This window comes from Paraburkholderia fynbosensis (assembly GCF_902859935.1).
Classification (GTDB): domain Bacteria; phylum Pseudomonadota; class Gammaproteobacteria; order Burkholderiales; family Burkholderiaceae; genus Paraburkholderia; species Paraburkholderia fynbosensis.
In genome coordinates, this window is the sequence record NZ_CADIKI010000003.1 from 181210 (window position 1) to 205022 (window position 23813).

Below are 23813 nucleotides of genomic sequence, written 5' to 3' on the forward strand. Positions count from 1 at the left end.
TCCTGTGGATAGCTCGCGCGGCCCGCTTCCCCGCAGGCCGATGCATAACGAAGCGCCCACGCTTTCTTGCATTTCGCGGGGGACGTGCCTCTCCCTCTGGCCGGTATCCGGGCTAACGACACATCGATCCCGCCTTCCCACGCGTAACGCGCAGTGGCACACTCGCATGTTGAACTTTCAGGCACGCGATCAGGACCGACCTGCATGACGAATGCGGTCGCTTACCGTTGCGGGGGCAGCGCAGGTTCGCGCGTTCAGTTCGATCATCGCGCGCCCTGCTTCCCGTTTAACTGCGCGCACTGTGAACAGCGGCGCGGGCACCAGAGTGCCGGCAGTTTAGGAGCACCCTCGACGTGCGTCAAGAAAGGTCAAACCGGGCGCAAGCCGTTCTGTTAGGTGCAGGTTATTGTCCGATGGGGGAGTACCTTTTCATCATATGGTCGGCAAAAGCCTGCACATAGCGATGTTGTTACGTCTCGAAACGAGACAATTGTCGGAACCTGCAATATTCCGCGCTAAAATGCGATGTCTTTAGAGGACGCAGCACATGCTCACCGAACTCGAATCACTCTCACAGAATATCGGCAAGCTGATTGCGATCAGCCAGCGCCACAACGAAGCGCGGCTCGCGCTCGAAGAGCAACTCGCCCAATCGCGTGCCGAAGCGGAAGCCACGCGCACGGAACTTGCGCTGCTGCGCGAGGAGCGCGATGCACTGCAAGCGGAGCGCGACACGCTGTCCGCCAAGATCGACGACGCTCAGGTGCGCCTGAATGCGATTCTCGAGAAACTGCCGCGGGCCCGCGCGAGCAGCGAACCTGACAACCAGCTCGATCTGCTCGAGCCGGTTCAGGACACCGCCGACGCGCAGAGCGAGGTTACCCGCCACGGAGAAAACGCATGACCGCCAAGCAGATCGAAGTATCGATTCTCGACGTGCCCTATCGCCTCGCGTGCTCGCCGGAAACGGAAGGCGCGCTGCTCGAAGCGGTGGCACGCGTCGACGCCGAAATGTCGAAGATCCGCAATAACAGCAACGTGCGCGGCACGGACCGCATTGCTGTCATGGCTGCGCTGTCGCTGGCATCGGAACTGCTTAAGCTGCAATCGAGCGTACGGCACGGAGAAGCATTTCCCGCTGAGGAAATCCGGCGTACAATGCAGCAAATGAACGAACAACTGGGTACTGTGATTGAGCAGTACAGCATGCAGTAAGTATCGGCCGGTCCTGAGATCTGCCACGAATTCAAACGAAGCGAAGTTAAAAGCAGGTGCATGAGCCAGGTCTCCGCAAACGTTTGAGTTCTATCGTTTAAGCTTCATCGGTTTAGCTTCCCTGCCTGGTTCGCCAAGGTCATATATTCCTTGAACCAATGCCATGTGCACGGTTGCGGAAATTTGTAGCACGGGTGTGCGCGTCACTCTGTCTGATGTACCCGAAGTGTTGCTAACTGCGACCAATTCTGAACCCCCGGTTCAGGATGCCGGCCTAGCGGCTAAGGCGGGGACCTTATCTAGAACGGCATCGGACTTCGGTTCGATGCCGTTTTTTCTTTGTGCGTCCGCCGGCGTGTCTGTGAGCGCGCCTCGCCTCATCGGCTTCGATTTTTTTCACATCGTCCAACCCTTAACGTTCAATTCGATTCATGCGCTACTGGCTAATGAAGTCCGAACCGGACGAGGCGAGCATCGACCATCTCGCCCACGCACCACACCGCACGTTGCCGTGGACCGGCGTGCGCAACTATCAGGCGCGTAACTTCATGCGCGACATGATGCAGGTCGGCGACGGCGTGCTGTTCTATCACTCGAGTTGCCCTGAACCCGGCATTGCGGGGCTCGCGCAAGTGTCGTCCACCGCGTATCCGGACCCGACCCAGTTCGATAAAAAGAGTCCGTACTACGACGCGAAGTCGTCGCAGGAAACGCCGCGCTGGGTGCTGGTCGACGTGGTGTTCAAGAAGAAAATCCCGCTGATTCCGCTGGCCGCGCTGCGCGAGCATCCGGAACTGCAGGACATGCGCGTGCTCGCCAAAGGCAATCGCCTGTCGATCACGCCCGTGACCGAAGCCGAATGGCGCTTCATCACCACGCGGCTCGCTTGAAGGCTCGCTCACCTCGGGAAACGTCGAACGCCGTGCTTCGACGAGCCGTCGCGACTGACCGCCCGCAGTAATCAGGGAACCAAGCTCCGGTTACAAGCGCCTAACAGGCGCACAAACGAGCCCGCAAACGTCATGCCACCGCTGCATGGCGTTCGCGCCAATCGTGCAACACCCCTGTTCAAGCTAGGAGTCCAGCAATGTCGAAAAAAACCGCACGGGCACTCGCACTCGCTCTCGTCTGCACCGCGCCTGTCGCGCTCGCGCTCACCCCGGTCATGGCTCGCGCGCAGGGCGTCATGCAGGCCCAGCCATCGGGCGTGCTGTCGCTGAACGCTCAGGCCAGCGCGGAAATTCCGCAGGACGTCGTCGATATCACGCTGTTTTATGAGCAGGAAGCGAGCGACCCGTCCGCGCTCACCGCCACGCTGAATCAGCGCGCCGACGCGGCGTTGCAGAAAGCGCGAGGCGTCAGCGGCGTAACGGCCCGCACGGGTTCGTTCGCCATCTTCCCGTCCACCGATCGTGACGGGCGCATTTCCGCATGGCGCGGCCGCACGGAGGTCGTGCTCGAATCGCACGACTTCGCCGCGGCGTCGAAGCTCGCGGGACAAATGGCCGCGGTCATGCAGGTCGGCAACGTGCAGTTCTCGCTGTCGCCGCAAGCGCAACGCGCCGCCGAGCAAAAGCTCACCGGCGAAGCGATCCGGTCGTTCCGCGATCAGGCTGCGTCGTCGGCGCAGGCATTCGGCTTCAGCGGCTATTCGATTCGCGAGGTCAACGTGAATCACGGCGGCGTGATGCCCCGTCCGATGATGATGATGAGCGCGCGCGCCATGAGCGCCGACGCGAAGACCATGGCGCCGATGCCGCTCGAAGGCGGCACGTCGACGGTGACGGTCAACGTATCGGGCTCGGTGCAGATGAAGTAACGTTAGCGCGCGGCCGCGTTTGCGCGCTTGGCATTTCTCGTGCTGCACAAGAAAACGCCACGGCATGCCGTGGCGTTTTTTCATCATGCGCTCGCGACGACAAACCGTAGCGCTCAGCTTGCGTTGACCGCCTGCGCCGGCTCACGGCGCGCACGGCGATACGACCACACCAGCATGCCGATGCCCGCGAGGATCATCGGCAGCGACAGCCATTGGCCCATCGACAGGCCCATCGCCAGCAGTCCGAGGAAGTCGTCCGGCTCACGGGCGAATTCGACCGTGAAGCGCGCGAGGCCGTAGCCGATCAGGAACACCGCGGAAATCGCGCCCAGCGGCTTCGGTTTGCGCGAGAAGAAGAACAGCACGAAGAACAGTGCGACGCCTTCGAGCGCGATCTCATACAGCTCCGACGGATGCCGCGGCAGCATGTGATATTGCGCGAACACCTCGTTCAGATGCCATTGCGCGGCCAGTTGCGGATGCGCGGCGAGCCAGGTGGCATCGTCGGGCGCGGCGCCGGGAAACAGCATCGCCCACGGCGCGGACGGATCGGTCACGCGCCCCCACAACTCGCCGTTGATGAAATTGCCGAGGCGCCCTGCCGCGAGCCCGGTGGGCACCATCGGCGCGACGAAGTCGGTGACCTGCAGCCACGAGCGTTTGCGCTGATACGCGAACAGCACCATCGCCAGCGTCACGCCGAGGAAGCCGCCGTGGAACGACATGCCGCCCTCCCACACCTTGAAGATGTCGAGCGGATGCGCGAAATAAAAGCTCGCCTTGTAGAACAGCACATAGCCGAGCCGGCCGCCGAGGATCGTACCCAGCACGCCGTAGAACAGCATGTCGTCGATATCCCTGACGGTCCAGCCTTGCGCCGCGACAAACGGCAAACGCAGCCGCAACCGGCCGACGACGATCGCCGCGATGAATGCGACGAGGTACATCAGTCCATACCAGCGCACGGCGAGCGGCCCCAGATGAATGGCCACAGGGTCGAAATTCGGATGAATGAGCATCGTGTTGTTATGGGCAGTTCAGGTTCAGAAGCGGGGTTGGTGTAATCGGCCGGATTGCGTGCGGCTGGTTAGTCGTTCGTCAGCGGTTCGCGCATTATCCGGCGCATGCATTGGACGGTGCGGGCCGCGATGCGTTCGCCGCGGCGCCGTTAATCACCTGGCGCGAGACCCTGCGCGCCGACGGTCGCGGCATACGCGCGCACGATGTCGATGAAACCGGCAAGCACCGGACTCACCTCGTCGGTGCGCCACGCGAGCCCCGTCTCAATCGCGGGCACCGACTCGGACAGGGGCCGGTACACGACACCCGTGCGGCGCAGATTACGTAACGATTGCGGCACCAGTGCGACGCCCATGCCGGCCGACACGAGGCTGACGATGGTCTGCATCTGGATCGCCTCCTGGCCGATCCGTGGTGCGAGGCCCGCGACGCCGTAGCAATCCATAATGATGTCATAAAAGCCTGGCGCCAGACGTCTGGGGAAGATCACGAGCGGCATGTCGCCGACATCGCGCAGGCTGATCGGCGTGTCGAGCCATTCGGCGCGCGGGTCCGAGCCGGTGGCGTGGCTCACCTGCTCCGCCATGTCCGCCGACATCGCGATCACCAGCGGCTCGCGCACGATCGGCAGCCACGCGAGCTGCGCGGCGTGACGCGACGGCAGCGGCGCGATCACGAGGCCGGCGTCGATGCGGCCGGCCGTCAGCTCGTCCAGTTGCACATCGCTGGTGGCCTCGGTCAGTTCGAGCCGCACCCGCGGATAGCGCGCGCCGAAATCCCGCAGCAGCGGGGGCAGCAAGCCGTAGTCCGCGGTGGACACGAACGCCAGCGACAACATCCCGGCCTCGCCGCGCGCGAGGCTCTGCGCGAGCGGTCGCAAGCCCTCGGCGCTCGCCAGCAGGCGCCGCACCTCGGGCAGCAGATCCGCGCCGACTGGGGTCAGTTCGACCGAGCGCTTGGTGCGCGCGAACAGCTCGACGCCGAGCGTCTGTTCGAGCGCGCGAATCGCCTGCGACAACGGCGGCTGGGTCATCGCGAGGCGCGTAGCCGCGCGCCCGAAGTGCATTTCTTCGGCGACGGTGACGAAATAGCGCAACTGGCGCAGGTCGGGAACGGCAGGCAGCATGATTAATACATTTTACGACCTAAATGCGCCTGAATAATATATTGGACACGCGGTTTGCAAAACTGCATCCTTGCTCGACGCTGCGGAACTACACTGAACTGGCGCGCCGGCAGCAAGGCGGCCAATCCGGCGGCACCGGCAAATCGCAGTGCATACAGCACGCAGCGCGGCTCAAAACAAAACAGATTGGAGATTCCCCCATGGCATACAACCGTCGTTCGAAGAACATCACGCAAGGCGTGGCGCGTTCGCCGAACCGCTCGATGTACTACGCGCTCGGCTACCAGAAAGACGATTTCGACAAGCCGATGATCGGCATCGCCAACGGCCACTCGACCATCACGCCCTGCAACGCCGGCCTGCAGCGTCTGGCCGACGCTGCGGTGGTCGCGGTCAAGCGCGCCGACGCGAACCCGCAGATCTTCGGCACGCCGACCATTTCGGACGGCATGTCGATGGGCACCGAGGGCATGAAGTACTCGCTCGTGTCGCGCGAAGTGATCGCCGATTGCATCGAGACCTGCGTGCAAGGTCAATGGATGGACGGCGTGGTCGTGATCGGCGGGTGCGACAAGAATATGCCGGGCGGCATGATCGGCCTCGCCCGCATGAACGTGCCGGGCATCTATGTGTACGGCGGCACGATCCGTCCGGGCAACTGGAAGGGGACCGACCTGACCATCGTATCGTCGTTCGAAGCGGTCGGCGAATTCACGGCGGGCCGGATGTCGGCAGAGGATTTCGAAGGGATCGAGAAGAACGCGTGCCCGTCCACCGGCTCGTGCGGCGGCATGTACACCGCCAACACGATGAGCTCGTCGTTCGAGGCGCTCGGCATGTCGCTGCTGTATTCGTCGACGATGGCCAATCCGGATCAGGAAAAGGTCGACTCGGCCGCCGAATCGGCGCGCGTGCTGGTCGAAGCGGTCAAACAGGACCTGAAGCCGCGCGACATCATCACGAAGAAGTCGATTGAAAACGCCGTCGCGCTGATCATGGCGACCGGCGGCTCGACCAATGCAGTACTGCACTATCTGGCGATCGCGCACGCGGCCGAGGTGGCATGGTCGATCGAGGACTTCGAGCGCATGCGCAAGAAAGTGCCGGTGATCTGCAACCTGAAGCCGTCGGGCCAATACGTCGCGACCGATCTGCACAAGGCCGGCGGCATCCCGCAAGTCATGAAGATCCTGCTCGATGCGGGCCTGCTGCACGGCGATTGCATCACGATCACCGGCAAGACGCTGGCCGAAGAACTCAAGGACGTGCCGGCCAAGCCGCGCGCGGATCAGCAGGTGATTTTCCCGATCGAGAAGGCGCTGTATAAGGAAGGCCATCTCGCGATCCTGAAGGGCAACCTCGCCCTCGACGGCGCAGTCGCCAAGATCACCGGTCTGAAGAACCCGGTCATCACGGGGCCCGCGCGTGTCTTCGACGACGAGCAAAGTGCGCTGGAAGCGATTCTGGCCGACAGGATCGTCGCCGGCGACGTGGTGGTGCTGCGCTACCTCGGCCCGAAGGGCGGCCCCGGCATGCCGGAAATGCTCGCGCCGACCTCGGCGATCATCGGCAAAGGTCTCGGTGAAACCGTCGGCCTGATCACCGACGGCCGCTTCTCGGGCGGCACGTGGGGCATGGTGGTCGGTCACGTCGCGCCGGAAGCGTTCGTGGGCGGCACGATCGCTCTCGTGCAGGAAGGCGACTCGATCACGATCGACGCGCACGAGCTGCTGCTGCAACTGAACGTCGACGATGCCGAATTGCAGCGCCGCCGTGCCGCATGGCAGCAACCGCAGCCGCGTTACACGCGGGGCGTGCTGGCGAAGTATTTCGCGCTGGCACAGCCGGCGAACCGGGGCGCGGTAACGGGCTGAGCGCACGCACGTGAACTGTCGGCCCGCCCGGTCTCAGGGCAAGGTCGACGCGGCATTGACGGCGGCAAAGTGTCTGCGAGCGCTACGTAAAAGCGCTAAGGGGCGCACGGCAAACGTGCGCTCCTTTCCTTTTATAATGCTCGCACCACGAGTCGGGCACCTGCACCGACGGAGACCACAATGAAATCAATGTCGTATGCAGCGGTCGCAGCAGCCGTCATGCTGGGCGCCACGTTGAGCACCGGCAGTCCAGCGGCGCATGCCGCGGCCTCCGCCGGTCTCGTGTTGGCCCAGCAGCAGAACTGCATGAGTTGTCATTCGGTCACGCGCTCCTTCATGGGGCCGGCACTGCACGAGGTCGCGGCGAAATATGCGGGACACGAAGACGCCGCGCTTTACCTGAAGCACAAGATTCTGGATGGCAGCACGGGCGTGTGGGGTCCGGTGCCGATGCCCGCGAATACTCAACTCACGCCCGATCAGGCGGCCGCGCTGGCGGCCTGGGTGCTGACGCTCAAATGAAACGGGCGCCGCATTGAGGGCGCCCGGTGCGAGCGTCCTTCGACGCCGCCTTGTATGATCCGCCGCGCACGCCTAGCCGCGGCCCGCGCGCCGCGTTATCTCCTCTTCCACCGCTTCACGCACCCAGCCGGCCATTTCGGTTTCCAGCGTCAGTGCCACTTCGCGCGTGATCTGGCTGACGAGCAACGTGGTGTGCTCCTGCAAGGCATCATGGCAACGCGCTTCGATGATGCCGCGTCCCTCGCCCGTCAGGAAACCCGCGAAGCGTCCGCGCAGGCGCTCGGCGATCGCGTCCGCGTCGAAATCCTGCTGCGGTGGCGCGGCGACTGAGGTTTCGCGAGCGATGTCCGGCGGCACGATCGTGCCCGCTTCGAGCGGCGCGCCCGGTTCGGCTCGGTCGAAAACACCCGGCGATACATGCCCGTGATCTTCGTGCTCAGTGCCGTGATGCAGCCGCAAACGCCTCTTGGGATGAGCGTGCTCCACCGCGTGCAGCGCTTGCGGCTGCGGTGCGAGCGCGGGCTCCGCTGGGTGCGCGGCTTGTGAGGGAGCCAAAGAGGCAGGCGTGAAAGCGGGTTCTGCCGCATGCGCAGGCTCTGGCGCAAGAACCGGCTCCGGCGCGCGCGTCTGCTCCGGCGCCAGCACCGGTTGCGGCGCCAACGCAGGCTCCGGCGTCAGGCCGGGTTCGTTCGCCTGCGCCGGTTGCGGCGCAAGCGCGGGTTCCGCCCTGAAACCGGGTTCCCGCGGCATGTCGGATTGTTCAGGCGGCGCCGGCTGAGCCGCCGGTGCATCAGCGGTTCCTTCACGCGCCTGGGGCGCGCGGCCCGGTGCGAGAATCTCGTGCAGAACCGGAATCGAATTATCGTTGGTGTCGGACACGTGCGCTCTCCGTGTTTGAGTCGAAGCCGAAGCAGGATGCCAGCAAATCGCAACCGTCGGTCATGCCACTCCGCACGACGAACCCGGCGCGATGCAGGCGGATGAAACCTAACTGCCTTGCTTGTAGTTGTTCAAAGCATAGCCGCGATCGCGATAGAAGCGATATCGCTCGCGGCCCGCAACGAGTTCTTCGTGTGCGTTACCGACCACTTCCAGCAATCTTTCGAAGCGCGCGAACTGCGCCGGCACCGTCGCCCCGAGATTGAGCAGTATCTGGTGATGCGGCACGTCGTCGAGACTCGAGGTCAGCACGATCGGGGTTTGCGCGGCGAGCGGCGTGCCGGCCATGCAGTGCGGCACGAAGTCGAGCGGCGAGAAGGTCCACAACTGTTCGTCGAGCGCCCCCAGGCGCGCAGGCTCGGCCAGCACGATGGTCGGCTGGCCCGCCTGATACGCCTTGCGCAGCAGCCGGCACGCATACAGCAGCGAGTCGCCGACGTTCGAGTGAAAATCGATTCTCGTCATCGGCGGCTCTTCCCTGCTTCTGCCTCGGCGGTTGTGACTGCGCCCGCAGGCTTACTGCAATGCGTCATTGTGCAGCGCGACCGTCATCGGCCCTGTCGATCAGGAACTGCGCGAGCAACGGCACCGGACGGCCGGTGGCGCCCTTCGCCGCGCCGCTCTTCCACGCGGTGCCGGCGATATCCAGATGCGCCCACGGATAAGCGTCCGTGAAGCGCGACAGGAAGCAGGCCGCCGTGACGCTGCCCGCCGGGCGGCCGCCGATGTTGGCGATATCGGCGAAGTTCGACTTCAGCTGGTCCTGATACTCGTCGTCGAGCGGCAGACGCCAGGCCGGGTCGGACGCTTCACGCGACGCGTCGAGCAGTTCGCCCGCGAGCGCGTCGTCTTTCGAGAAGAGGCCGCTGTTGTGATGGCCGAGCGCGATGATGCACGCGCCCGTGAGCGTCGCAATGTCGATCACCGCGGCCGGCTTGAAGCGCTCGGCGTAAGTCAGCGCGTCGCACAGGATCAGGCGGCCTTCGGCGTCGGTGTTCAGCACTTCGATCGTCAGGCCCTTCATGCTGGTGACGATGTCGCCCGGCTTGGTGGCGGTGGCCGACGGCATGTTCTCGACCGCCGGGATGATGCCGACCACGTTGATCTTCAGGCCCATTTCGGCGACCGCGCGCAACGTGCCCAGCACCGAGCCGGCGCCGCACATGTCGTACTTCATCTCGTCCATGCCCTCGCCCGGTTTCAGCGAGATGCCGCCGGTGTCGAACGTGACACCCTTGCCGACCAGCACCACCGGCGCGGCCTTCGCGGCGCCGCCCTGGTACTGCAGTACGATGAACTGCGCCGGTTCGACCGAGCCGGCCGTGACCGACAGGAACGAGCCCATCTTGAGCGCTTCGCATTGTTTCTCGCCGAGCACTTCGACCTTCAGCTTCCAGTCCTTGGCGAGCTTCTTCGCGGTGCTGGCGAGGTAGCTCGGCGTGCAGACGTTGCTCGGCAGGTTGCCGAGGTCGCGCGTGAGGTCCATCCCGTTGGCGAGCGCCGCGCCCTGCTTCGCGGCCAGCTTGGCGGCTTTCTCGTCGCCAGTGTTCACGCTGAAGACGATGCGCTTTAACGCGCGCGCCGAGTTGTCCGGCTTGCTCTTCATCTGCGTGAACTTGTAGGTCAGCTCGCGCAGCGCGAGGATCGCGGCGCGCACGCCCCAATCGGCGGCGCGCTCGAGCACCGGCGACTGGGCCAGCGTGAAGGTGACCTGGACGATCTTGGTGGGCAGCAGCGCGCGCCATGCGGCCCGCACGGCGTCGCCGTAAGCTTTCTGGCTGAAGGCATCCTGCTTGCCGAGGCCGACCAGCAGCACGCGCGACGCGCCGATCCCCGACACTTCGTGCAGGAACAGCGTGGTGCCGGCCTTGCCGTCCATGTCTCCGGCCTTGATGATGCGGGTCAGCAGGCCGCGGGTGGCCTCGTCGATCTCAAGCGCCGCGCCCGAGAGCGTTTGCGACTCGAACACACCGATTACTATGCAATCCGACTTCCCGGTCAGGAAACCGTTTGACGAGCCTTTGGTCCAATCACAGGCTTTTATGCTAAAGTCCATCGCGCTTGTCCTCGGATAAAATCTGGGCTTAGGATGAAAGCCGCAATTATCCGCTATTTTTCCCGCGGCGGCTGCACCGGAGGCGTGACGGGAACGAACCCGCGCGTCTCTGAGAGCGCCCCCTCTCGTCATCAATAATGATCTTCGAACGCTCCCTCCAGCGCGAACTCGCGTATACGGCTGGTGCCGTGTTCATGGTTCTCCTCACGCTCGTGCTGACGACGATGATGATCCGCATCGTCGGCTTCGCGGCCCAAGGCGAGATCGACCCGCGCGACGTGCTGGTCCTGATCGGCCTGACCGTGATCGGCTATCTGGCGATCATGCTCGTCGCGACCCTGTTCGTGTCGATCCTGTTCGTCCTCACCCGCTGGTACAAAGACTCCGAGATGGTCGTGTGGCTGTCCTCGGGCGTGAGCCTCACGCAATTCATCAAGCCCATCGGTATTTTTGCCACGCCGATCATCATCCTCATCATGTTCTTCGTGTTCGTCGGCTGGCCGTGGTCGAACCAGCAGAGCAAGCTGATCCGCGCGCGCTTCCAGCAGCGCGACGAGGTCTCGCTGCTCGCGCCGGGCCAGTTCCGCGAGTCGGCTGCGAGCCACCGGGTGTTCTTCATCGAGAAGATGTCACCCGACCAGGGGCGCGTGGAGAACGTGTTCGTCACCAGCACGGAAGGCGGCAAGGTCAACGTGGTGGTGTCGAAGTTCGGCCATACCGAGACGCACAAGAATGGCGACCGCTTCGTCGTGCTCGAGAACGGGCGGCGCTATGACGGCGAGCCTGGCCATCCCGACTTCCGCATCATGGAGTTCGAGCGCTATGGCGTGAAAATCCAGAGCCAGCCGGTCGTCAATACGCCGACTACCACCGGCACGCCCACGCTCACGCTGCTGCGCAATCCGACCAAAGAAAACCTCGCGGAATTCGCTTGGCGCGCGGGGCTGCCGCTGATCGCGATCAACCTGATGCTGCTCGCCATTCCGCTTGCGCACCAGAATCCGCGTCGCAGCCGCACCATCAATCTGGTGATGGCCGTGCTGATCTATCTGACCTATTCGAATCTGCTGAACGTGGTGCAGTCGTGGATCGAGCAGGGCAAGATGTCGTTCGGGGTGGGCCTGGTGATCCTGCACGTCATCGTGGCGGCGATCGTCGCGTTCATCTTCTGGCTGCGCGTGCGCAACCGCCCGCTCTTCACGCGGGCCATGTTCAGCCGTTCGCAGGGAGCCTGACCGATGCGCATCTATGAAAGGTATTTCGCGCGTCAGATCTATCTCACGTTCATCTTCATTCTGTTTGCGTTTTCGGGTCTGTTCTTCTTCTTCGACCTGATCAACGAACTGAACTCGATCGGGCACGGCAACTACAAGTTCCAGTACGCGGTGCTGCGCGTCGCGTTGCAAACGCCGTCGCGCTTCTACGAAATCATTCCGGTCGCCGCATTGATCAGCGCGATCTACGTGTTCGCGCAGATGGCGGCGAATTCCGAGTACACGATTTTTCGCGTGTCCGGCCTCGCCACCAATCGGGCGCTGCGCTCGCTGATGAAGATCGGCATTCCGCTCGTGTTCCTCACGTATCTGATCGGCGAAGTGGTCGGCCCGTACACGGATCAGTTGTCCGAGCGGGTGCGGCTCGAGGCGCTGGGTTCGTCGGTGTCGACCAACTTTCAGTCGGGCGTGTGGGTGAAGGACACGCTCACCGCGCGCGCGGACGGCGAGCAGGTGACGCGCTTCGTGAACGTCGGCGAGTTGAAGCCGGACGCGACGATCGCCAACGTGCGCATCTATGAGTTCGATTCGAAGTTCCGGTTGTCGAACGTGCGGACCGCGCAGAGTGGCCGCTTTCAGCCGCCGGGGCACTGGCAACTGACGGGCGTGACCGATACGCAACTGATCGATGTGCCCCCTCCTCCCGGCACGCCGGCCGATGCGCTGAATCCGGTGTATCGCGCGAAGCAGGTGTCGTTGCCGGAATACTCGCTGCGCTCGGAATTGACGCCGCAGATTCTGTCGGTGCTGCTCGTGGCGCCAGATCGGATGTCGATGTTCAATCTGTTCCGCTATATCCAGCATTTGACCGAGAATCATCAGGACACCCAGCGTTACGAGATCGCGCTGTGGCGCAAGGTGTTGTATCCGTTTGCGGTGTTCGTGATGCTGGTGTTGTCGTTGCCGTTTGCGTATTTGCATACGCGGGCGGGAGTTGTAGGTGTGAAGGTGTTCGGCGGGATTATGCTCGGCATGAGCTTCCAGTTGTTCAATACGCTGTTCTCGCACATCGGGACGTTGAATACCTGGCCTGCGCCTTTGACTGCGGCTACGCCTGGGCTCGTTTATCTGGTGCTTGGGTTGGTCGGGTTGAAGTGGGTTGACCGGCATTAGGGGTTATCGTCATGGCTATGCATGGGTTGGTTCTGTTTGGGCATGGCGCGAGGGATGTGCGGTGGCGGGAGCCGTTTGAGAGGTTGGCTGACAAGCTGCGGGCCGCGCGTGGCTCTGGCGATGCGCCAGGGCCTGTGATGTTGGCCTTTCTCGAGTTGATGAACCCGGATTTGCCTACCGCGGTGGGTGGGCTTGTTGCTCAGGGCTGTGATGTGGTCACCGTTGTGCCCGTTTTTTTTGGGCAAGGTGGGCATGTCAGGAAGGATTTGCCTGAGATCATCGAGCGGTGTCGGGCGTTGTACCCCTCTCTTGAGATCAAATGCGCAGTCGCTGTAGGTGAGGAGGAGTCGGTTCTCGATGCCGTCGCGCAATATTGTTTGCGGCTAGTTTGAGGCTTGTTTTGTCTTTCTGCGACGCGCTTTTGCAGTGCTCTTAAGGCGTTGGCCTTTCCTTGAATTCTCGTCGGTCTATTAGTGTTGCCCCTGTGCGGGGCGGCACTTACTTTCTTTGCATGCCGCAAAGAAAGTAAGCAAAGAAAGCGGCTTCAAACCGCCAATTCTTAAGCGGGTCCCCTAGCTTGGAGAGGGCAGTGGTGCATCTGGAATCTGCGTTCCCGCACACTCCGCGTCAGTGACAACGCAGTCATTCTTCCGGCGGCGCTGCGCGCGCCGTCGCGGTGTTTCATCAACCATCCCCTACGTTTTTCGCTGAAGATTTTTACTCGGCGCGGTGACCTTCGTTCATGCGGACATTCGGAAATTTCAGAAATGTTCGCTTCGCACGCTCTTTAGCGTGCCCACGCAATCACTCCCCACGCGATACGTTTTAAACTCATTCTGCCGTCAAGACAGCGACGGTCAGGCTTGGCAGCCTGCACCTCTCACACCTAACCTTGGCTCAGCAGAACGCGTCTGCTTCTGCACGTCCTTCTATGGGCGGGCCGTGACGTAGGAGACCTTTGGGGTCTGCTGGTGTGGGTGTGAGCCAGTCTGCCAACCTTGTCACTGTGCCCGCTCACCCTTGCACCCGAGTGTCGGGCGATCCAGTCAAGTTTCAGGGAGATCGCACATGAGTAAATCCGCTAAGCATTTTCGAACCGCCTCGCGCCCACCTGTCGACGCTCTCCAATACGAAAAACTCGCGCTATCCGCTTTCGGACTCATCGAACGACAGATAAGCCAGTTGGACAAGCTGGTCACACTCGCAGCATCGATCTACAGAAGCCCCGCTCTGACGCGTGACGAAAGATCCCGCCAGCGCAGACTGCTGGGGCTGCTGATCGATACCGGTGAGGAGTACCAGCGAGAAGTCGAGACTGACCTGGAGTTGTATCAGGTCATCGCGCTGGATGCGAAGGGAATCCCTCAAAGCCGCATCACCGCCCGTCGCGCAGCAAACCTCCTGGCAAAAGCGACGACGGCGGCATCAGAGAGTCGCAAGCGGATCAGCGCATCCAAGGCCGTGCAGATCAAGCAGGTGCGCTTCAAAACCACCCCGCGGACCATCGCTACAGCACATTGACACAACCTCGCTGCGCCCGACCCCAGACGTGAAAAAAGGCGCAATCAATGCGCCTTTTCCCGTAGCAAGCGATGTCGCCGAACGCCGATCACTCCCGCAGTGCGGGCAACGCCAAACTACGCCGCTACCAACATCCCATCCACGATTCGCACTACCGCCTGCCGTCGCTCAGCAAACGCCTCGCCGATCATCAGCAAACTCGGCTGCGAGGCGTCCACCCACCGTTGCGCCTCACCCGCAGCCAAGTCCTCGAGCGTCAGCGTCAACATCCGCTCGCGCACCGTGCTGCAAGCCTCGACGATCGCGACTGGCGTCGTTACCGGCTTCCCGGCATCGATCAGTTGTTGCGCGATCTCCACCCCACTATCGCGGCCCATGTAAAACACGAGCGAATCCGCATTCACCTGCTCGCGAATCTCATCGGACCCGGGCGCACGGCTGAACGTCGCCAGCGCCACACTGCGCGACACGCCCCTCAGCGTCAACGACCGCTTCAGCGAAGCCGCACTCGCGAGCGCCGCGGTAATCCCCGGCACCACCTCATACTCGATGCCCGCCTCCTCCAACGCCCGCATTTCTTCATCGGCTCGGCCAAACAGCATCGGATCGCCACCCTTCAGACGCACCACTACCTCGTGCTCCAAAGCAGCATCGACGATCTGCTTGTTGATGAACTGCTGAGCCGTCGACAGTTGCCCGCAACGCTTGCCCACCGCAATCCGCTTCGCGTGCGAAGGCGCATAGTCGAGCATGGCCGGCTCGACCAGCGCGTCGTGCAGCACGACGTCGGCGGCGCCGAGCAGCCGCGCGCCGCGCACCGTAATCAGGTCCGCCGCTCCCGGCCCCGCGCCGATCAGATAAACCTTTCCCATTTGCATCAACCTGTTGGTTAGGGCGCCAGCGCCGAGCAACGACGCATCACATCGCATCGCTGCAGCGCTGCATCGCGCCGCCGGCCGCCCCTCGCCGCTTACGCCGAAAACGCCCGGATCATCCCGGCCGCGACGGTGTGGTGGGTCGCTTCGTCAATCAGCACGAATGCGCCCGTGCCCTGATGCGAGTCGTACACGTCGCATACCAGCGGCTTCTGCAGCGTCAGCGCCACGCGGCCGATATCGTTCATCGCGAGTTCCTTGCGATCGGTCGCCTGCGACAGCGTATGCACGTCGAGCACTTCCTTGATCGCACCGATTCGCGCGAACACCGTGTTGGTGGTCTGCTTCAACAGATACTTGCGTTGCGTCGACAGCGGCGTGTCGTCGAACCAGCACAGGTCGGCTTCGAGCTTCTTCGCCGGTTCCGGCGCCGCTTCACGCAGCACGAAGGTGTCGCCGCGCGACACGTCGACGTCTTCCGCGAGACGGATCGTCACCGTCTGGCCCGCAAACGCGCGATCCACTGCTGCCGTGCCGCCCACCACCGGCGCGATGATCTCGGCAACCGTTGCTTCGCGATTGGCCGGCAACACGACGATCGTATCGCCGAGCTTGACTTCGCCCGCTTCGACACGGCCCATGTAGCCGCGAAAATCGTCGGCCTGGCTGCCGTCCTGGCGCGCCACCCATTGCACCGGGAAGCGCAGCGCCTGACCGGTCGGCACTTCGACCGGCAGCGCTTCGAGCAAATCCAGCAGCGGTTCGCCCGCGTACCACGGCATGCTTTCGCTCGCCGTCACGATGTTGTCGCCCTTGAGCGCCGACACCGGCACGAAGCGCACGTCGGTCAGGCCCAGTTGGCGCGCGAGTTCGACATACGCGTCACGAATCTCGTTGAAGCGTTGCTCGCTGTACTCGACGAGGTCCATCTTGTTGATTGCGACGATTGCGTGCTGCAAGCCGAGCAGCTTGACGATCGCGCTATGACGCTTGGTTTGCGGCAACAATTGCGCGACACCGTCGACGAACGTCACGCGCGTCGCGTCGACGAGAATGATCGCCGCGTGCGCGGTCGACGCGCCCGTCACCATGTTGCGCGTGTACTGCTCGTGGCCCGGCGTGTCGGCGATGATGAACTTGCGCTTCGCGGTAGCGAAGTAACGGTACGCGACGTCGATCGTGATGCCCTGCTCGCGTTCGGCTTCGAGGCCGTCGGTCAGCAACGACAGATCGATTTCATCGCCGACGGTGCGCTTGTTCTTCGCGCGCGACAGCGCCGAGAGCTGGTCGCTCAACACGGCCTTGCTGTCGTACAGCAGGCGGCCGATCAACGTGCTCTTGCCGTCGTCGACGCTACCCGCAGTGATGAAACGCAGCACGCCGAGGTCTTCTGGTTGATGAATACTGCTCATGATTGTCTTACCCCGTGTGCTTAGAAATAACCTTGCTTCTTACGCTGCTCCATCGCGGCTTCGGAGACCTGATCGTCCATCCGCGTCGCGCCGCGTTCCGTGATTTCGGTCACGGCCGTTTCGGCGATGATCTTCTCGATATCGTCCGCATCGCTTTCCACCGGGCACGTGCAGCTGATGTCGCCGACGGTGCGAAAACGCACCTGCGCGTTTTCGCTGACCTCGCCTTCACGCATCGGCGTAAGCGGCGTGACCGGCACGAGCAGGCCGTTGCGGCGCACGATCTCGCGTTGGTGCGCGTAGTAGATCGACGGCAATTCGAGCTGTTCGCGAGCGATGTACTGCCACACGTCGAGTTCGGTCCAGTTCGAGATCGGGAACACACGCAGATGTTCGCCGTTATGCAGACGTGCGTTGTACAGGCTCCACAGTTCGGGGCGTTGCGCCTTCGGGTCCCATTGGCCGAACTCATCGCGGAACGAGAAGATGCGTTCTTTCGCGCGGGCCTTCTCTTCGTCGCGGCGCGCACCGCCGATCAGCGCGGTATAGCCGTACTGTTCGATGGTTTCGAGCAACGTCACCGCTTGCGCGGCGTTGCGCGAATCCGTTTCGCGGCGCAGACGCACGGTGCCGCGTTTGATCGAATCTTCGACGTGGCCCACCACTAGCTCCGCGCCAATCTCCTGCGCGCGGCGATCGCGGAAGTCGATCACTTCGTCGTAGTTGTGCCCGGTGTCGATATGCACGAGCGGGAACGGCAGCACGGTCTTGCGATTCGCCCCGATGCCGAAGGCCTTCAGCGCGAGGTGCAACACCACGACCGAGTCCTTGCCGCCCGAGAACAACAGTGCGGGCTTGCTGCATTCGGCGACCAGTTCGCGCAGGATGTGAATCGACTCGGCTTCGAGCCAGTCGAGATGATCCATACGGTTCGCCGTGTTGGTAAGCGGAGCGTTCACAGTGGAGTCGAGCGTGGTGCTCATGTCGGGTCCTTCGTTGATGGCCCGGCGAGCGGTTGCCCGCCGGAGCACAAGTATTCAAGTCGATCCGGGCGGCGTTCAACCCGTTCAAACCGGGAGCCTGCCCTCAGTGTAGCGAGATATCAGATCGAAGCGTTTTCGCCGCGTTCGAGCGGGATCGGGGTAATCGTCGTGATGTGCAGGCCGCATTCCTTCGTATCGCGCGACTCCCACCACCAGCGCCCTGCGCGGCTGTCCTCGCCGGGACGGATCGCGCGCGTACACGGCTCGCAGCCGATGCTCGGATAACCGCGCGCATGCAGCGGATTGACCGGCACGTCGAACGCTTTCAGGTAATCCCACACCTCGGCTTCGGTCCAGTCCGTCAGCGGATTGAACTTGGCGATGTCGCGCGCGGCATCGTGTTCTTCCGCGTGCAGTTCGGCACGCGTCACCGACTGTTCACGGCGCTGGCCCGTCACCCAGGCGCTGACATCCGACAACGCGCGATTCAACGGCTCGACCTTGCGAATCTCGCAGCAACGCTTGCGCAGATCGACGCTTTCGTAAAACGCATTCAGCCCGTGCGAGCCGATGTATTCCTCGACTGCCGCTGCCTGCGGATGGAACTGTTCGATCTCGTAGCCATAGCGCTCTTTCACGCGATCGAGCATACCGAGCGTTTCCGCATGCAAGCGGCCCGTGTTCAGCGAGAAGATACCGATCTTCACGCCGCGCGAGAGGATCGCGTGCGTGAGCAGCATGTCTTCCGCTGCGAGGCTGCTGGCAAGCTTCACATTCGCGTGACGCGCGGCGATCGAGTCGAGCAGGGCATCGAGGCGCTCGACCTTCGCGGCGAGTTCCGGCGTGAGCGTGGGGGCGTCGCTCATGCTGACGCCTTTTGCAGTTCGCCCGCCTCGCGGCGGCGGAACAGCGGCGACGAATTCACCGCGCCCTGATAGTTGAAGCTGAATTCGTCGAACGCCTTAAGCGCATCGTTGAAGTCCTTGTCCGCGCGCAGTGCATAGGCGTCGAAGCCGCAACGGAACATGAACGTGATCTGATCGCGCAGCACGTCGCCGATCGCGCGCAGTTCGCCCTTGTAGCCATAACGTTCGCGCAGCAGGCGGCCGATGCTGTAGCCACGGCCGTCGCGGAATACCGGGAAATCCACGGCGATCAGCGCAATCTTGTCGAAGTCGGCGACGATATCCGCCGGTTCGCTGTCCGGCGCGAGCCACACGCCGATCTCGGCGGCACTGCGCGACGCAGCGAGCGTTTCACGTTCGGCCTGCCACAGCGCGAGCGGCACCAGCACTTTGCCGGCCGGCAATTCGTTCACCGCGGGCAGCGCGCCGTCTTCCGCCGGACGCACAACGGTCCAGTCATCGTTGACGATTGCGCGGTTCTTGATGATAGAAGCCATCTGTTTAGTATCCTTTTCGCGGTTACGCGTGAGCCGGTTGACGCGAGGCGTACACACGTTCCTTGAACGGGGCGATGCCAATGCGGTTGTACGTTTCGATGAAGCGCTCGCCCTCGTGGCGGTTTTCCACGAAGGTGTCGATCACCTTGCTCATCACGTCCGGCATTTCTTCCGCCGAGAACGACGGGCCGATCACGCGGCCCAAGTGCGCGCCGGTGGCGCCCGTGCCCTGCTCGCCGCCGAGCGTCACCTGGTACCACTCCGAGCCGTCCTTATCGACGCCCAGAATGCCGATGTTGCCGACGTGGTGGTGACCGCACGCGTTGATACAGCCCGAGATGTTCAGCGACACGTCGCCGAGGTCGTACACGTAGTCGAGATCGTTGAAGCGTTCCTGGATCGCCAGCGCGATCGGAATCGACTTCGCATTCGCGAGCGAGCAGAAGTCGCCCCCCGGGCACGCGATGATGTCGGTCAGCAAGCCGATGTTCGGCGTCGCGAAACCTTGCGTCTTGGCCTTTTCCCACAGCGCGAACAGATCGCGCTTCTTGACGTTGGCAAGGATCAGGTTCTGTTCGTGCGACACGCGGATTTCGCCGAGCGAATACTCGTCGGCCCAATCGGCGACCGCTTCCATCTGCGTGTCCGTCGCGTCGCCCGGGGCGATCGTGGTCGGCTTCAGCGACAAGGTCACCGATGCGTAGCCCGACACCTTGTGCGGCCGCACGTTACGCTCGACCCACCGCGCGAACGCGCGGTTTTCCAGCAGATGGTTTTCAAACGAAGCGTCCGTGTCTGGCAGCTTGTCGTAGACCGGCGGCTGGAAGTACTGGGCCACGCGATCCACTTCAGCCTGCGTGAGCGTCGAAGGACCGTCCTTCAGGTGCTGCCATTCCTCTTCGACCTGCGCGGAGAACTTCTCCGGGCTCAGCGCCTTCACGAGAATCTTGATGCGCGCCTTGTACATGTTGTCGCGGCGGCCATAGCGGTTGTACACGCGCAGCACCGCTTCGCAGTACGTCAGCAGGTGCTGCCACGGCAAATCCTTGCGGATGATCGCGCCGATGATCGGCGTGCGGCCCATGCCGCCGCCCGCCAGGATGTCGGCTACCAGCTCGCCCTGCTCGTTCTTCTTCAGATACACGCCCATGTCGTGAATCTGCACGGCCGCGCGGTCTTCCTTCGAACCCGACACGGCGATCTTGAACTTACGCGGCAGCCACGCGAATTCCGGGTGGAACGTCGACCATTGACGCAGGATTTCCGCCCAGGGACGCGGATCGACGACTTCGTCGGGCGCGACGCCGGCGAACTGGTCGGCGGTGATGTTGCGGATGCAGTTGCCCGAGGTCTGAATGCCGTGCATTTGCACCGCGGCGAGCTTGCGCAGAATTTCCGGCGTTTCTTCGAGCTTGATCCAGTTGTACTGGATGTTCGAGCGCGTCGAGAAATGGCCGTAGCCGCGGTCATGTTCACGCGCGATCTGCGCGAGCACGCGCATCTGGTCGCTGCGCAGGTTGCCGTACGGAATCGCGATACGGTGCATGTACGCGTGGCGCTGGTAGTACAGGCCGTTCTGCAAGCGCAGCGGACGGAACTCCTCTTCGCTCAATTCGCCCGACAAGCGGCGGCGAACCTGATCGGCGTATTGCGCGACCCGTTCATCGACGATGGTCTGGTCGTACTGATCGTATTGGTACATTCGGGGACCCCAATTTTTTTGCGTGACACACGGCGGTCCGGTTCCGCCGCGCCTTGCATATCTGTCTTGGTCAGCAACCGCAAACGAGCGTTTAGACCCATCTCTTATTTGCTTATGACAAATACAGATATCCATATTGAAAAAGATGGACAGATCGTAATAAACTCCCCTTATATTTCAAACGACTAAAAAATTCTTTTTATATGCGGAGAGGTTATATATGAACCTGCATCAATTCCGCTTCGTCCGCGAGGCTGTGCGGCAGAATTTCAACCTCACGGAAGCCGCGAAGGCGCTGTTTACCAGCCAGCCGGGCGTTTCCAAGGCGATCATCGAGCTCGAGGACGAGCTGGGCGTCGAAATCTTCACGCGGCACGGCAAGCGCGTGCGCTCGCTGACCGAGCCGGGACGCATCATCTTGCAGTCAGTCGAGAAGATCCTGCAGGAAGTCGAGAGTCTAAGGCGGGTCGGTAAGGATTACGCGGCGCAGGATCAGGGCAATCTCGTCATCGCTGCGACCCATACTCAGGCGCGCTACTCGCTGCCGGCCGCGATCGCCGAATTCAAGAAACGTTTCCCCAAGGTCCACCTTTCAATCCTGCAAGGCAGCCCGACCCAAGTCGCCGAGATGGTGCTGCACGACCAGGCCGATCTCGCGATCGCCACCGAAGCGATCGCCAACTATAAGGAACTGGTGTCGCTGCCCTGCTTCCAGTGGCACCACATCGCGGTCATGCAGCCGGATCATCCGCTGCTCGACCGCAAACTTTTGGCACTGGATGATCTGACCCAGTATCCGCTGATTACGTACGACAACGCGTTCGCCGGCCGCACCAAGATCAACGAGGCGTTCCGTCTGCGCGGGCTGCATCCGGACATCGTGCTGGAGGCGATCGACGCCGACGTGATCAAGACCTATGTGGAACTCGGCCTCGGCGTCGGCATCATGGCGGATATCGCGTTCAACGCCGAGCGCGACCGCCATTTGCGCGCGATGCCGGTTGGTCACCTGTTCGGCAGCAACGTGACGCGCGTCGCGCTCAAACAAGGCGCCTATCTGCGCAGCTATGTGTACACGCTCGTCGAACTGCTGTCGCCGAGCATGAACCGCAAGCTGATCGAACAGGCGCTCAAGGGCGAACACGAAACCTACGAACTTTGATATCACCCTGCTTCCTGCTACGGAGACCCTTCTCGATGAAGTCGCATAACAACAAACTTCGCGGCATTGCCGCTCTCGGCGCGCTATTGCTCGCCACCGCAGCCCATGCCGACCTCAAGGTCGGCATCGATCTGTCGAGCACGGGTCCTGCGGCCGTGATCGGCATCACCAGCAAGAACGCGATGCTGATGTGGCCCGCGACGATCGCCGGCCAGAAAGCCGACTACATCTTCCTCGACGACGCGTCCGACCCGGGCGCGGCCGTGCGCAACATCCGCAAGCTGATCAACGAGGACCACGTGGACGTGATCGTCGGCCCGAACATCACGCCGGCCGCGATGGCCGCGCTCGATCCGGTCGCCGAAAGCCAGACGCCGATGATCACGCTGATCGGCTCGGCCAGCGTGGTCGAGCCGCAGGAAGGCAAGAAGGTGTGGGCCTACAAGATGGCGCAGACCGACAGCGCGATGGCCGACGTGATGACGCGCTACATGGCCAACCACAACGTGAAGACGGTAGGCTTCATCGGGTTCGCTGACGGCTACGGCGAGAGCTGGCTCAACGAGTTCAGCAAGTTCGCGGCGCTGCGCCATATCCAGCTGGTTGCGACCGAGCGCTATAACCGCACGGACGCGAGCGTCACTGGGCAGATTCTCAAGCTGATGGCCGCGAAGCCCGATGCGATCCTGATCGCCGGGGCCGGTACGCCGACGGTGCTGCCGCAGCGCACGCTGATCGAACGCGGCTACAAGGGGCCGATTTACCAGACGCACGGCATCGCCACGCCCGAGTTCATCAAGCTGGGCGGCAAGGACGTCGATGGCACGCTGTTCCCGACCCAACCGGTGGTGGTCGCGCGCACGCTGCCGGCCGATCATCCGGCGAAGAAAGCGGCGCTCGCCTTCACCAACGAGTATGAAGCGAAGTACGGCGCAGGCAGCGTGACCCAGTTCGCGGGCGACGCGGCAGGCGTCTATCCGCGTTTGCAGGACGCGGTAGCGCGCGCGCTGAAGACCGCGCAGCCGGGCACGCCGGCGTTCCGCGTCGCATTGCGCGACGCGTTGGAGCATGCGCATGAACTGGTGGTGCCGAACGGGGTGGTGAACACGAGCCCGAAGGACCACGTCGGTCTGGATCAGCGCGCGAGCGTGATGGGCACCATCAAGAACGGCAAGTTTGTTTATTTGAGCCAGTAAGCAAACGGAAACACCCGTGCGTGCGGCGCTGGCGTCGTCGAACCTGTCGCTCGCCGATACCGTCGTGTGCTCGCCGCTCGACGGACAGATCACGTCGCGCTCGGTCGAGCCCGGCGAAAAAGTCGCCGTCGACGCCAAGCTGTTCGACGCTGATGGTCGTGCCGGTGGTTGATACGGTGGAGGATTGGGCGGATTGGTTGCGGGCGGTGTTCGGCGTAAGGGGTAGCCAGGCGCTCAGGCGCTGACGCCGTGCCGCGCGGCGTCGGCGAAATTGTTAAAGTAGCAGTCTCTCCCCGATCAGCAGTCCCACACCATGCGCACCACCCGAGCCATCCACGCCGTCGAACGGCTGAAAGCGCGCAGCGGCAATCCGCTGTTCGCCGCGATCAGCCTGTCGGGCGGCCTGTTCTATCTGGTCGACAAATCGAGCGGCTCCGACAAGAAAGTCTCCGACCCGTTGACGCTCGACGACTTCGTCAAGTTCGTCGACGCGTACGGTCCGCAGAAGCCACGCAAGGCGAGCAAGCTCGATATCGCGTTCGAAGAGCAGATCAAGAAAAGTAAGGGCGGCTAATCGGCCCCCTCCGCTTTACGCCCCTCCG

Annotated in this window: 25 protein-coding genes, 1 other RNA gene and 1 riboswitch; of the genes, 15 read left to right on the top strand and 11 right to left on the bottom strand. The window is 62.8% G+C overall.

What is annotated here, in order from left to right; translation table 11 throughout:
* Positions 1-81: 81 nt before the first annotated feature.
* Positions 82-340, bottom strand: a riboswitch (cobalamin riboswitch).
* Between the two features lie 207 nt (positions 341-547).
* The 5 genes from HV770_RS06485 (at position 548) to HV770_RS06505 (ending at position 3034) form a co-directional block, all read left to right on the top strand.
* The gene (locus tag HV770_RS06485; RefSeq protein WP_168664899.1) at positions 548-904 is read left to right on the top strand and encodes an ATPase; all 357 of its coding nucleotides are present in this window, start codon (positions 548-550) and stop codon (positions 902-904) included.
* A complete protein-coding gene (locus tag HV770_RS06490) occupies positions 901-1215 on the top strand; it encodes a cell division protein ZapA (RefSeq protein WP_121316766.1) in 315 nt (104 codons plus the stop codon). The genes HV770_RS06485 and HV770_RS06490 overlap by 4 nt, the downstream gene beginning before the upstream one ends.
* Before the next feature lie 115 nt (positions 1216-1330).
* A non-coding RNA gene (ssrS, locus tag HV770_RS06495) (6S RNA) lies at positions 1331-1512 on the top strand.
* Positions 1513-1646: 134 nt separating this feature from the next.
* On the top strand, positions 1647-2105 hold the full coding sequence (locus tag HV770_RS06500) for an EVE domain-containing protein (protein WP_175158628.1): 459 nt from the start codon (positions 1647-1649) through the stop codon (positions 2103-2105).
* A 197-nt stretch (positions 2106-2302) separates the two neighbouring features.
* Entirely contained in the window at positions 2303-3034 is a 732-nt protein-coding gene (locus HV770_RS06505; RefSeq protein ID WP_175158629.1) for an SIMPL domain-containing protein, read from the top strand.
* A gap of 113 nt (positions 3035-3147) precedes the next feature.
* On the opposite strand, the gene lgt is transcribed toward HV770_RS06505, so the two are convergent.
* Both lgt and HV770_RS06515 read right to left on the bottom strand, forming a co-directional pair.
* Entirely contained in the window at positions 3148-4053 is a 906-nt protein-coding gene (lgt, locus tag HV770_RS06510; RefSeq protein WP_121316763.1) for a prolipoprotein diacylglyceryl transferase, read from the bottom strand.
* A gap of 149 nt (positions 4054-4202) precedes the next feature.
* Positions 4203-5180, bottom strand: coding sequence for a LysR family transcriptional regulator (locus HV770_RS06515; RefSeq protein ID WP_175158630.1), 978 nt, complete (start codon positions 5178-5180; stop codon positions 4203-4205).
* Between the two features lie 200 nt (positions 5181-5380).
* Between HV770_RS06515 and ilvD the strand changes: the two genes are divergently transcribed.
* Together ilvD and HV770_RS06525 are read left to right on the top strand one after the other, a co-directional pair.
* Complete coding sequence (gene ilvD / locus HV770_RS06520) at positions 5381-7054, top strand: dihydroxy-acid dehydratase (RefSeq protein WP_175158631.1); 1674 nt, start codon at positions 5381-5383, stop codon at positions 7052-7054.
* Between the two features lie 180 nt (positions 7055-7234).
* Positions 7235-7576: a c-type cytochrome gene (locus HV770_RS06525; protein ID WP_175158632.1), complete on the top strand. Its 342-nt coding sequence runs from the start codon at positions 7235-7237 to the stop codon at positions 7574-7576.
* Between the two features lie 72 nt (positions 7577-7648).
* On the opposite strand, the gene HV770_RS06530 is transcribed toward HV770_RS06525, so the two are convergent.
* From HV770_RS06530 to HV770_RS06540, 3 genes are all read right to left on the bottom strand, one after another.
* Positions 7649-8455 carry a DUF2486 family protein gene (locus HV770_RS06530; protein WP_175158633.1) on the bottom strand — a complete coding sequence of 269 codons (807 nt, stop codon included), beginning with the start codon at positions 8453-8455 and terminating at the stop codon, positions 7649-7651.
* Positions 8456-8563: 108 nt separating this feature from the next.
* Complete coding sequence (locus tag HV770_RS06535) at positions 8564-8980, bottom strand: DNA polymerase III subunit chi (RefSeq protein WP_175158634.1); 417 nt, start codon at positions 8978-8980, stop codon at positions 8564-8566.
* A 64-nt stretch (positions 8981-9044) separates the two neighbouring features.
* Complete coding sequence (locus HV770_RS06540) at positions 9045-10571, bottom strand: leucyl aminopeptidase (protein WP_175158635.1); 1527 nt, start codon at positions 10569-10571, stop codon at positions 9045-9047.
* Positions 10572-10708: 137 nt separating this feature from the next.
* Between HV770_RS06540 and lptF the strand changes: the two genes are divergently transcribed.
* From lptF to HV770_RS06560, 4 genes are all read left to right on the top strand, one after another.
* Positions 10709-11806, top strand: coding sequence for an LPS export ABC transporter permease LptF (lptF, locus tag HV770_RS06545; RefSeq protein ID WP_168664888.1), 1098 nt, complete (start codon positions 10709-10711; stop codon positions 11804-11806).
* A 3-nt stretch (positions 11807-11809) separates the two neighbouring features.
* Positions 11810-12958: an LPS export ABC transporter permease LptG gene (lptG, locus tag HV770_RS06550; RefSeq protein WP_175158636.1), complete on the top strand. Its 1149-nt coding sequence runs from the start codon at positions 11810-11812 to the stop codon at positions 12956-12958.
* A gap of 11 nt (positions 12959-12969) precedes the next feature.
* Positions 12970-13350 (top strand): sirohydrochlorin chelatase, encoded by a 381-nt coding sequence (locus tag HV770_RS06555; RefSeq protein WP_175158637.1) that lies wholly within the window; start codon positions 12970-12972, stop codon positions 13348-13350.
* A gap of 676 nt (positions 13351-14026) precedes the next feature.
* Positions 14027-14479 carry a hypothetical protein gene (locus HV770_RS06560; RefSeq protein ID WP_175158638.1) on the top strand — a complete coding sequence of 151 codons (453 nt, stop codon included), beginning with the start codon at positions 14027-14029 and terminating at the stop codon, positions 14477-14479.
* 116 nt (positions 14480-14595) lie between these two features.
* Here the strand turns inward: HV770_RS06560 and cobA are convergent, their stop codons facing one another.
* From cobA to HV770_RS06590, 6 genes are all read right to left on the bottom strand, one after another.
* Entirely contained in the window at positions 14596-15351 is a 756-nt protein-coding gene (cobA, locus tag HV770_RS06565; protein ID WP_175158639.1) for a uroporphyrinogen-III C-methyltransferase, read from the bottom strand.
* A 98-nt stretch (positions 15352-15449) separates the two neighbouring features.
* Positions 15450-16766, bottom strand: a complete 1317-nt coding sequence (locus HV770_RS06570) for a sulfate adenylyltransferase subunit 1 (protein WP_175158640.1) — start codon at positions 16764-16766, stop codon at positions 15450-15452.
* Between the two features lie 20 nt (positions 16767-16786).
* Positions 16787-17749 carry a sulfate adenylyltransferase subunit CysD gene (gene cysD / locus HV770_RS06575; RefSeq protein WP_168664882.1) on the bottom strand — a complete coding sequence of 321 codons (963 nt, stop codon included), beginning with the start codon at positions 17747-17749 and terminating at the stop codon, positions 16787-16789.
* A gap of 119 nt (positions 17750-17868) precedes the next feature.
* Positions 17869-18615 (bottom strand): phosphoadenylyl-sulfate reductase, encoded by a 747-nt coding sequence (locus HV770_RS06580; protein ID WP_175158641.1) that lies wholly within the window; start codon positions 18613-18615, stop codon positions 17869-17871.
* Complete coding sequence (locus HV770_RS06585; protein ID WP_175158642.1) at positions 18612-19151, bottom strand: DUF934 domain-containing protein; 540 nt, start codon at positions 19149-19151, stop codon at positions 18612-18614. The genes HV770_RS06580 and HV770_RS06585 overlap by 4 nt, the downstream gene beginning before the upstream one ends.
* Before the next feature lie 22 nt (positions 19152-19173).
* Entirely contained in the window at positions 19174-20853 is a 1680-nt protein-coding gene (locus HV770_RS06590; RefSeq protein WP_175158643.1) for a nitrite/sulfite reductase, read from the bottom strand.
* Positions 20854-21073: 220 nt separating this feature from the next.
* Here HV770_RS06590 and HV770_RS06595 point away from each other — a divergent pair, with 220 nt between their 5' ends.
* The 4 genes from HV770_RS06595 to HV770_RS06610 all read left to right on the top strand — a co-directional run bounded on the left by HV770_RS06595 (position 21074) and on the right by HV770_RS06610 (position 23785).
* Entirely contained in the window at positions 21074-22015 is a 942-nt protein-coding gene (locus HV770_RS06595) for a CysB family HTH-type transcriptional regulator (RefSeq protein ID WP_175158644.1), read from the top strand.
* Positions 22016-22050: 35 nt separating this feature from the next.
* Positions 22051-23211 carry an ABC transporter substrate-binding protein gene (locus HV770_RS06600; RefSeq protein WP_175158645.1) on the top strand — a complete coding sequence of 387 codons (1161 nt, stop codon included), beginning with the start codon at positions 22051-22053 and terminating at the stop codon, positions 23209-23211.
* A gap of 16 nt (positions 23212-23227) precedes the next feature.
* Positions 23228-23383 (top strand): hypothetical protein, encoded by a 156-nt coding sequence (locus HV770_RS06605; protein ID WP_175158646.1) that lies wholly within the window; start codon positions 23228-23230, stop codon positions 23381-23383.
* Positions 23384-23524: 141 nt separating this feature from the next.
* Complete coding sequence (locus HV770_RS06610) at positions 23525-23785, top strand: hypothetical protein (protein ID WP_121316744.1); 261 nt, start codon at positions 23525-23527, stop codon at positions 23783-23785.
* Positions 23786-23813: the final 28 nt, after the last annotated feature.

Bases quoted from the DNA above. Each gene is read 5' to 3' on its own strand.
- HV770_RS06500 (WP_175158628.1), top strand. From the start codon at position 1,647: ATGCGCTACTGGCTAATGAAGTCCGAACCGGACGAGGCGAGCATCGAC.
- cysD (WP_168664882.1), bottom strand. From the start codon at position 17,749: ATGAGCACCACGCTCGACTCCACTGTGAACGCTCCGCTTACCAACACG.
- HV770_RS06515 (WP_175158630.1), bottom strand. From the start codon at position 5,180: ATGCTGCCTGCCGTTCCCGACCTGCGCCAGTTGCGCTATTTCGTCACC.
- HV770_RS06585 (WP_175158642.1), bottom strand. From the start codon at position 19,151: ATGGCTTCTATCATCAAGAACCGCGCAATCGTCAACGATGACTGGACC.
- HV770_RS06505 (WP_175158629.1), top strand. From the start codon at position 2,303: ATGTCGAAAAAAACCGCACGGGCACTCGCACTCGCTCTCGTCTGCACC.
- ilvD (WP_175158631.1), top strand. From the start codon at position 5,381: ATGGCATACAACCGTCGTTCGAAGAACATCACGCAAGGCGTGGCGCGT.
- HV770_RS06560 (WP_175158638.1), top strand. From the start codon at position 14,027: ATGAGTAAATCCGCTAAGCATTTTCGAACCGCCTCGCGCCCACCTGTC.
- lptF (WP_168664888.1), top strand. From the start codon at position 10,709: ATGATCTTCGAACGCTCCCTCCAGCGCGAACTCGCGTATACGGCTGGT.
- lgt (WP_121316763.1), bottom strand. From the start codon at position 4,053: ATGCTCATTCATCCGAATTTCGACCCTGTGGCCATTCATCTGGGGCCG.
- HV770_RS06570 (WP_175158640.1), bottom strand. From the start codon at position 16,766: ATGAGCAGTATTCATCAACCAGAAGACCTCGGCGTGCTGCGTTTCATC.
- HV770_RS06600 (WP_175158645.1), top strand. From the start codon at position 22,051: ATGAAGTCGCATAACAACAAACTTCGCGGCATTGCCGCTCTCGGCGCG.
- HV770_RS06610 (WP_121316744.1), top strand. From the start codon at position 23,525: ATGCGCACCACCCGAGCCATCCACGCCGTCGAACGGCTGAAAGCGCGC.
- lptG (WP_175158636.1), top strand. From the start codon at position 11,810: ATGCGCATCTATGAAAGGTATTTCGCGCGTCAGATCTATCTCACGTTC.
- HV770_RS06490 (WP_121316766.1), top strand. From the start codon at position 901: ATGACCGCCAAGCAGATCGAAGTATCGATTCTCGACGTGCCCTATCGC.
- HV770_RS06485 (WP_168664899.1), top strand. From the start codon at position 548: ATGCTCACCGAACTCGAATCACTCTCACAGAATATCGGCAAGCTGATT.
- HV770_RS06540 (WP_175158635.1), bottom strand. From the start codon at position 10,571: ATGGACTTTAGCATAAAAGCCTGTGATTGGACCAAAGGCTCGTCAAAC.
- cobA (WP_175158639.1), bottom strand. From the start codon at position 15,351: ATGGGAAAGGTTTATCTGATCGGCGCGGGGCCGGGAGCGGCGGACCTG.
- HV770_RS06595 (WP_175158644.1), top strand. From the start codon at position 21,074: ATGAACCTGCATCAATTCCGCTTCGTCCGCGAGGCTGTGCGGCAGAAT.
- HV770_RS06580 (WP_175158641.1), bottom strand. From the start codon at position 18,615: ATGAGCGACGCCCCCACGCTCACGCCGGAACTCGCCGCGAAGGTCGAG.
- HV770_RS06535 (WP_175158634.1), bottom strand. From the start codon at position 8,980: ATGACGAGAATCGATTTTCACTCGAACGTCGGCGACTCGCTGCTGTAT.
- HV770_RS06590 (WP_175158643.1), bottom strand. From the start codon at position 20,853: ATGTACCAATACGATCAGTACGACCAGACCATCGTCGATGAACGGGTC.
- HV770_RS06555 (WP_175158637.1), top strand. From the start codon at position 12,970: ATGGCTATGCATGGGTTGGTTCTGTTTGGGCATGGCGCGAGGGATGTG.
- HV770_RS06525 (WP_175158632.1), top strand. From the start codon at position 7,235: ATGAAATCAATGTCGTATGCAGCGGTCGCAGCAGCCGTCATGCTGGGC.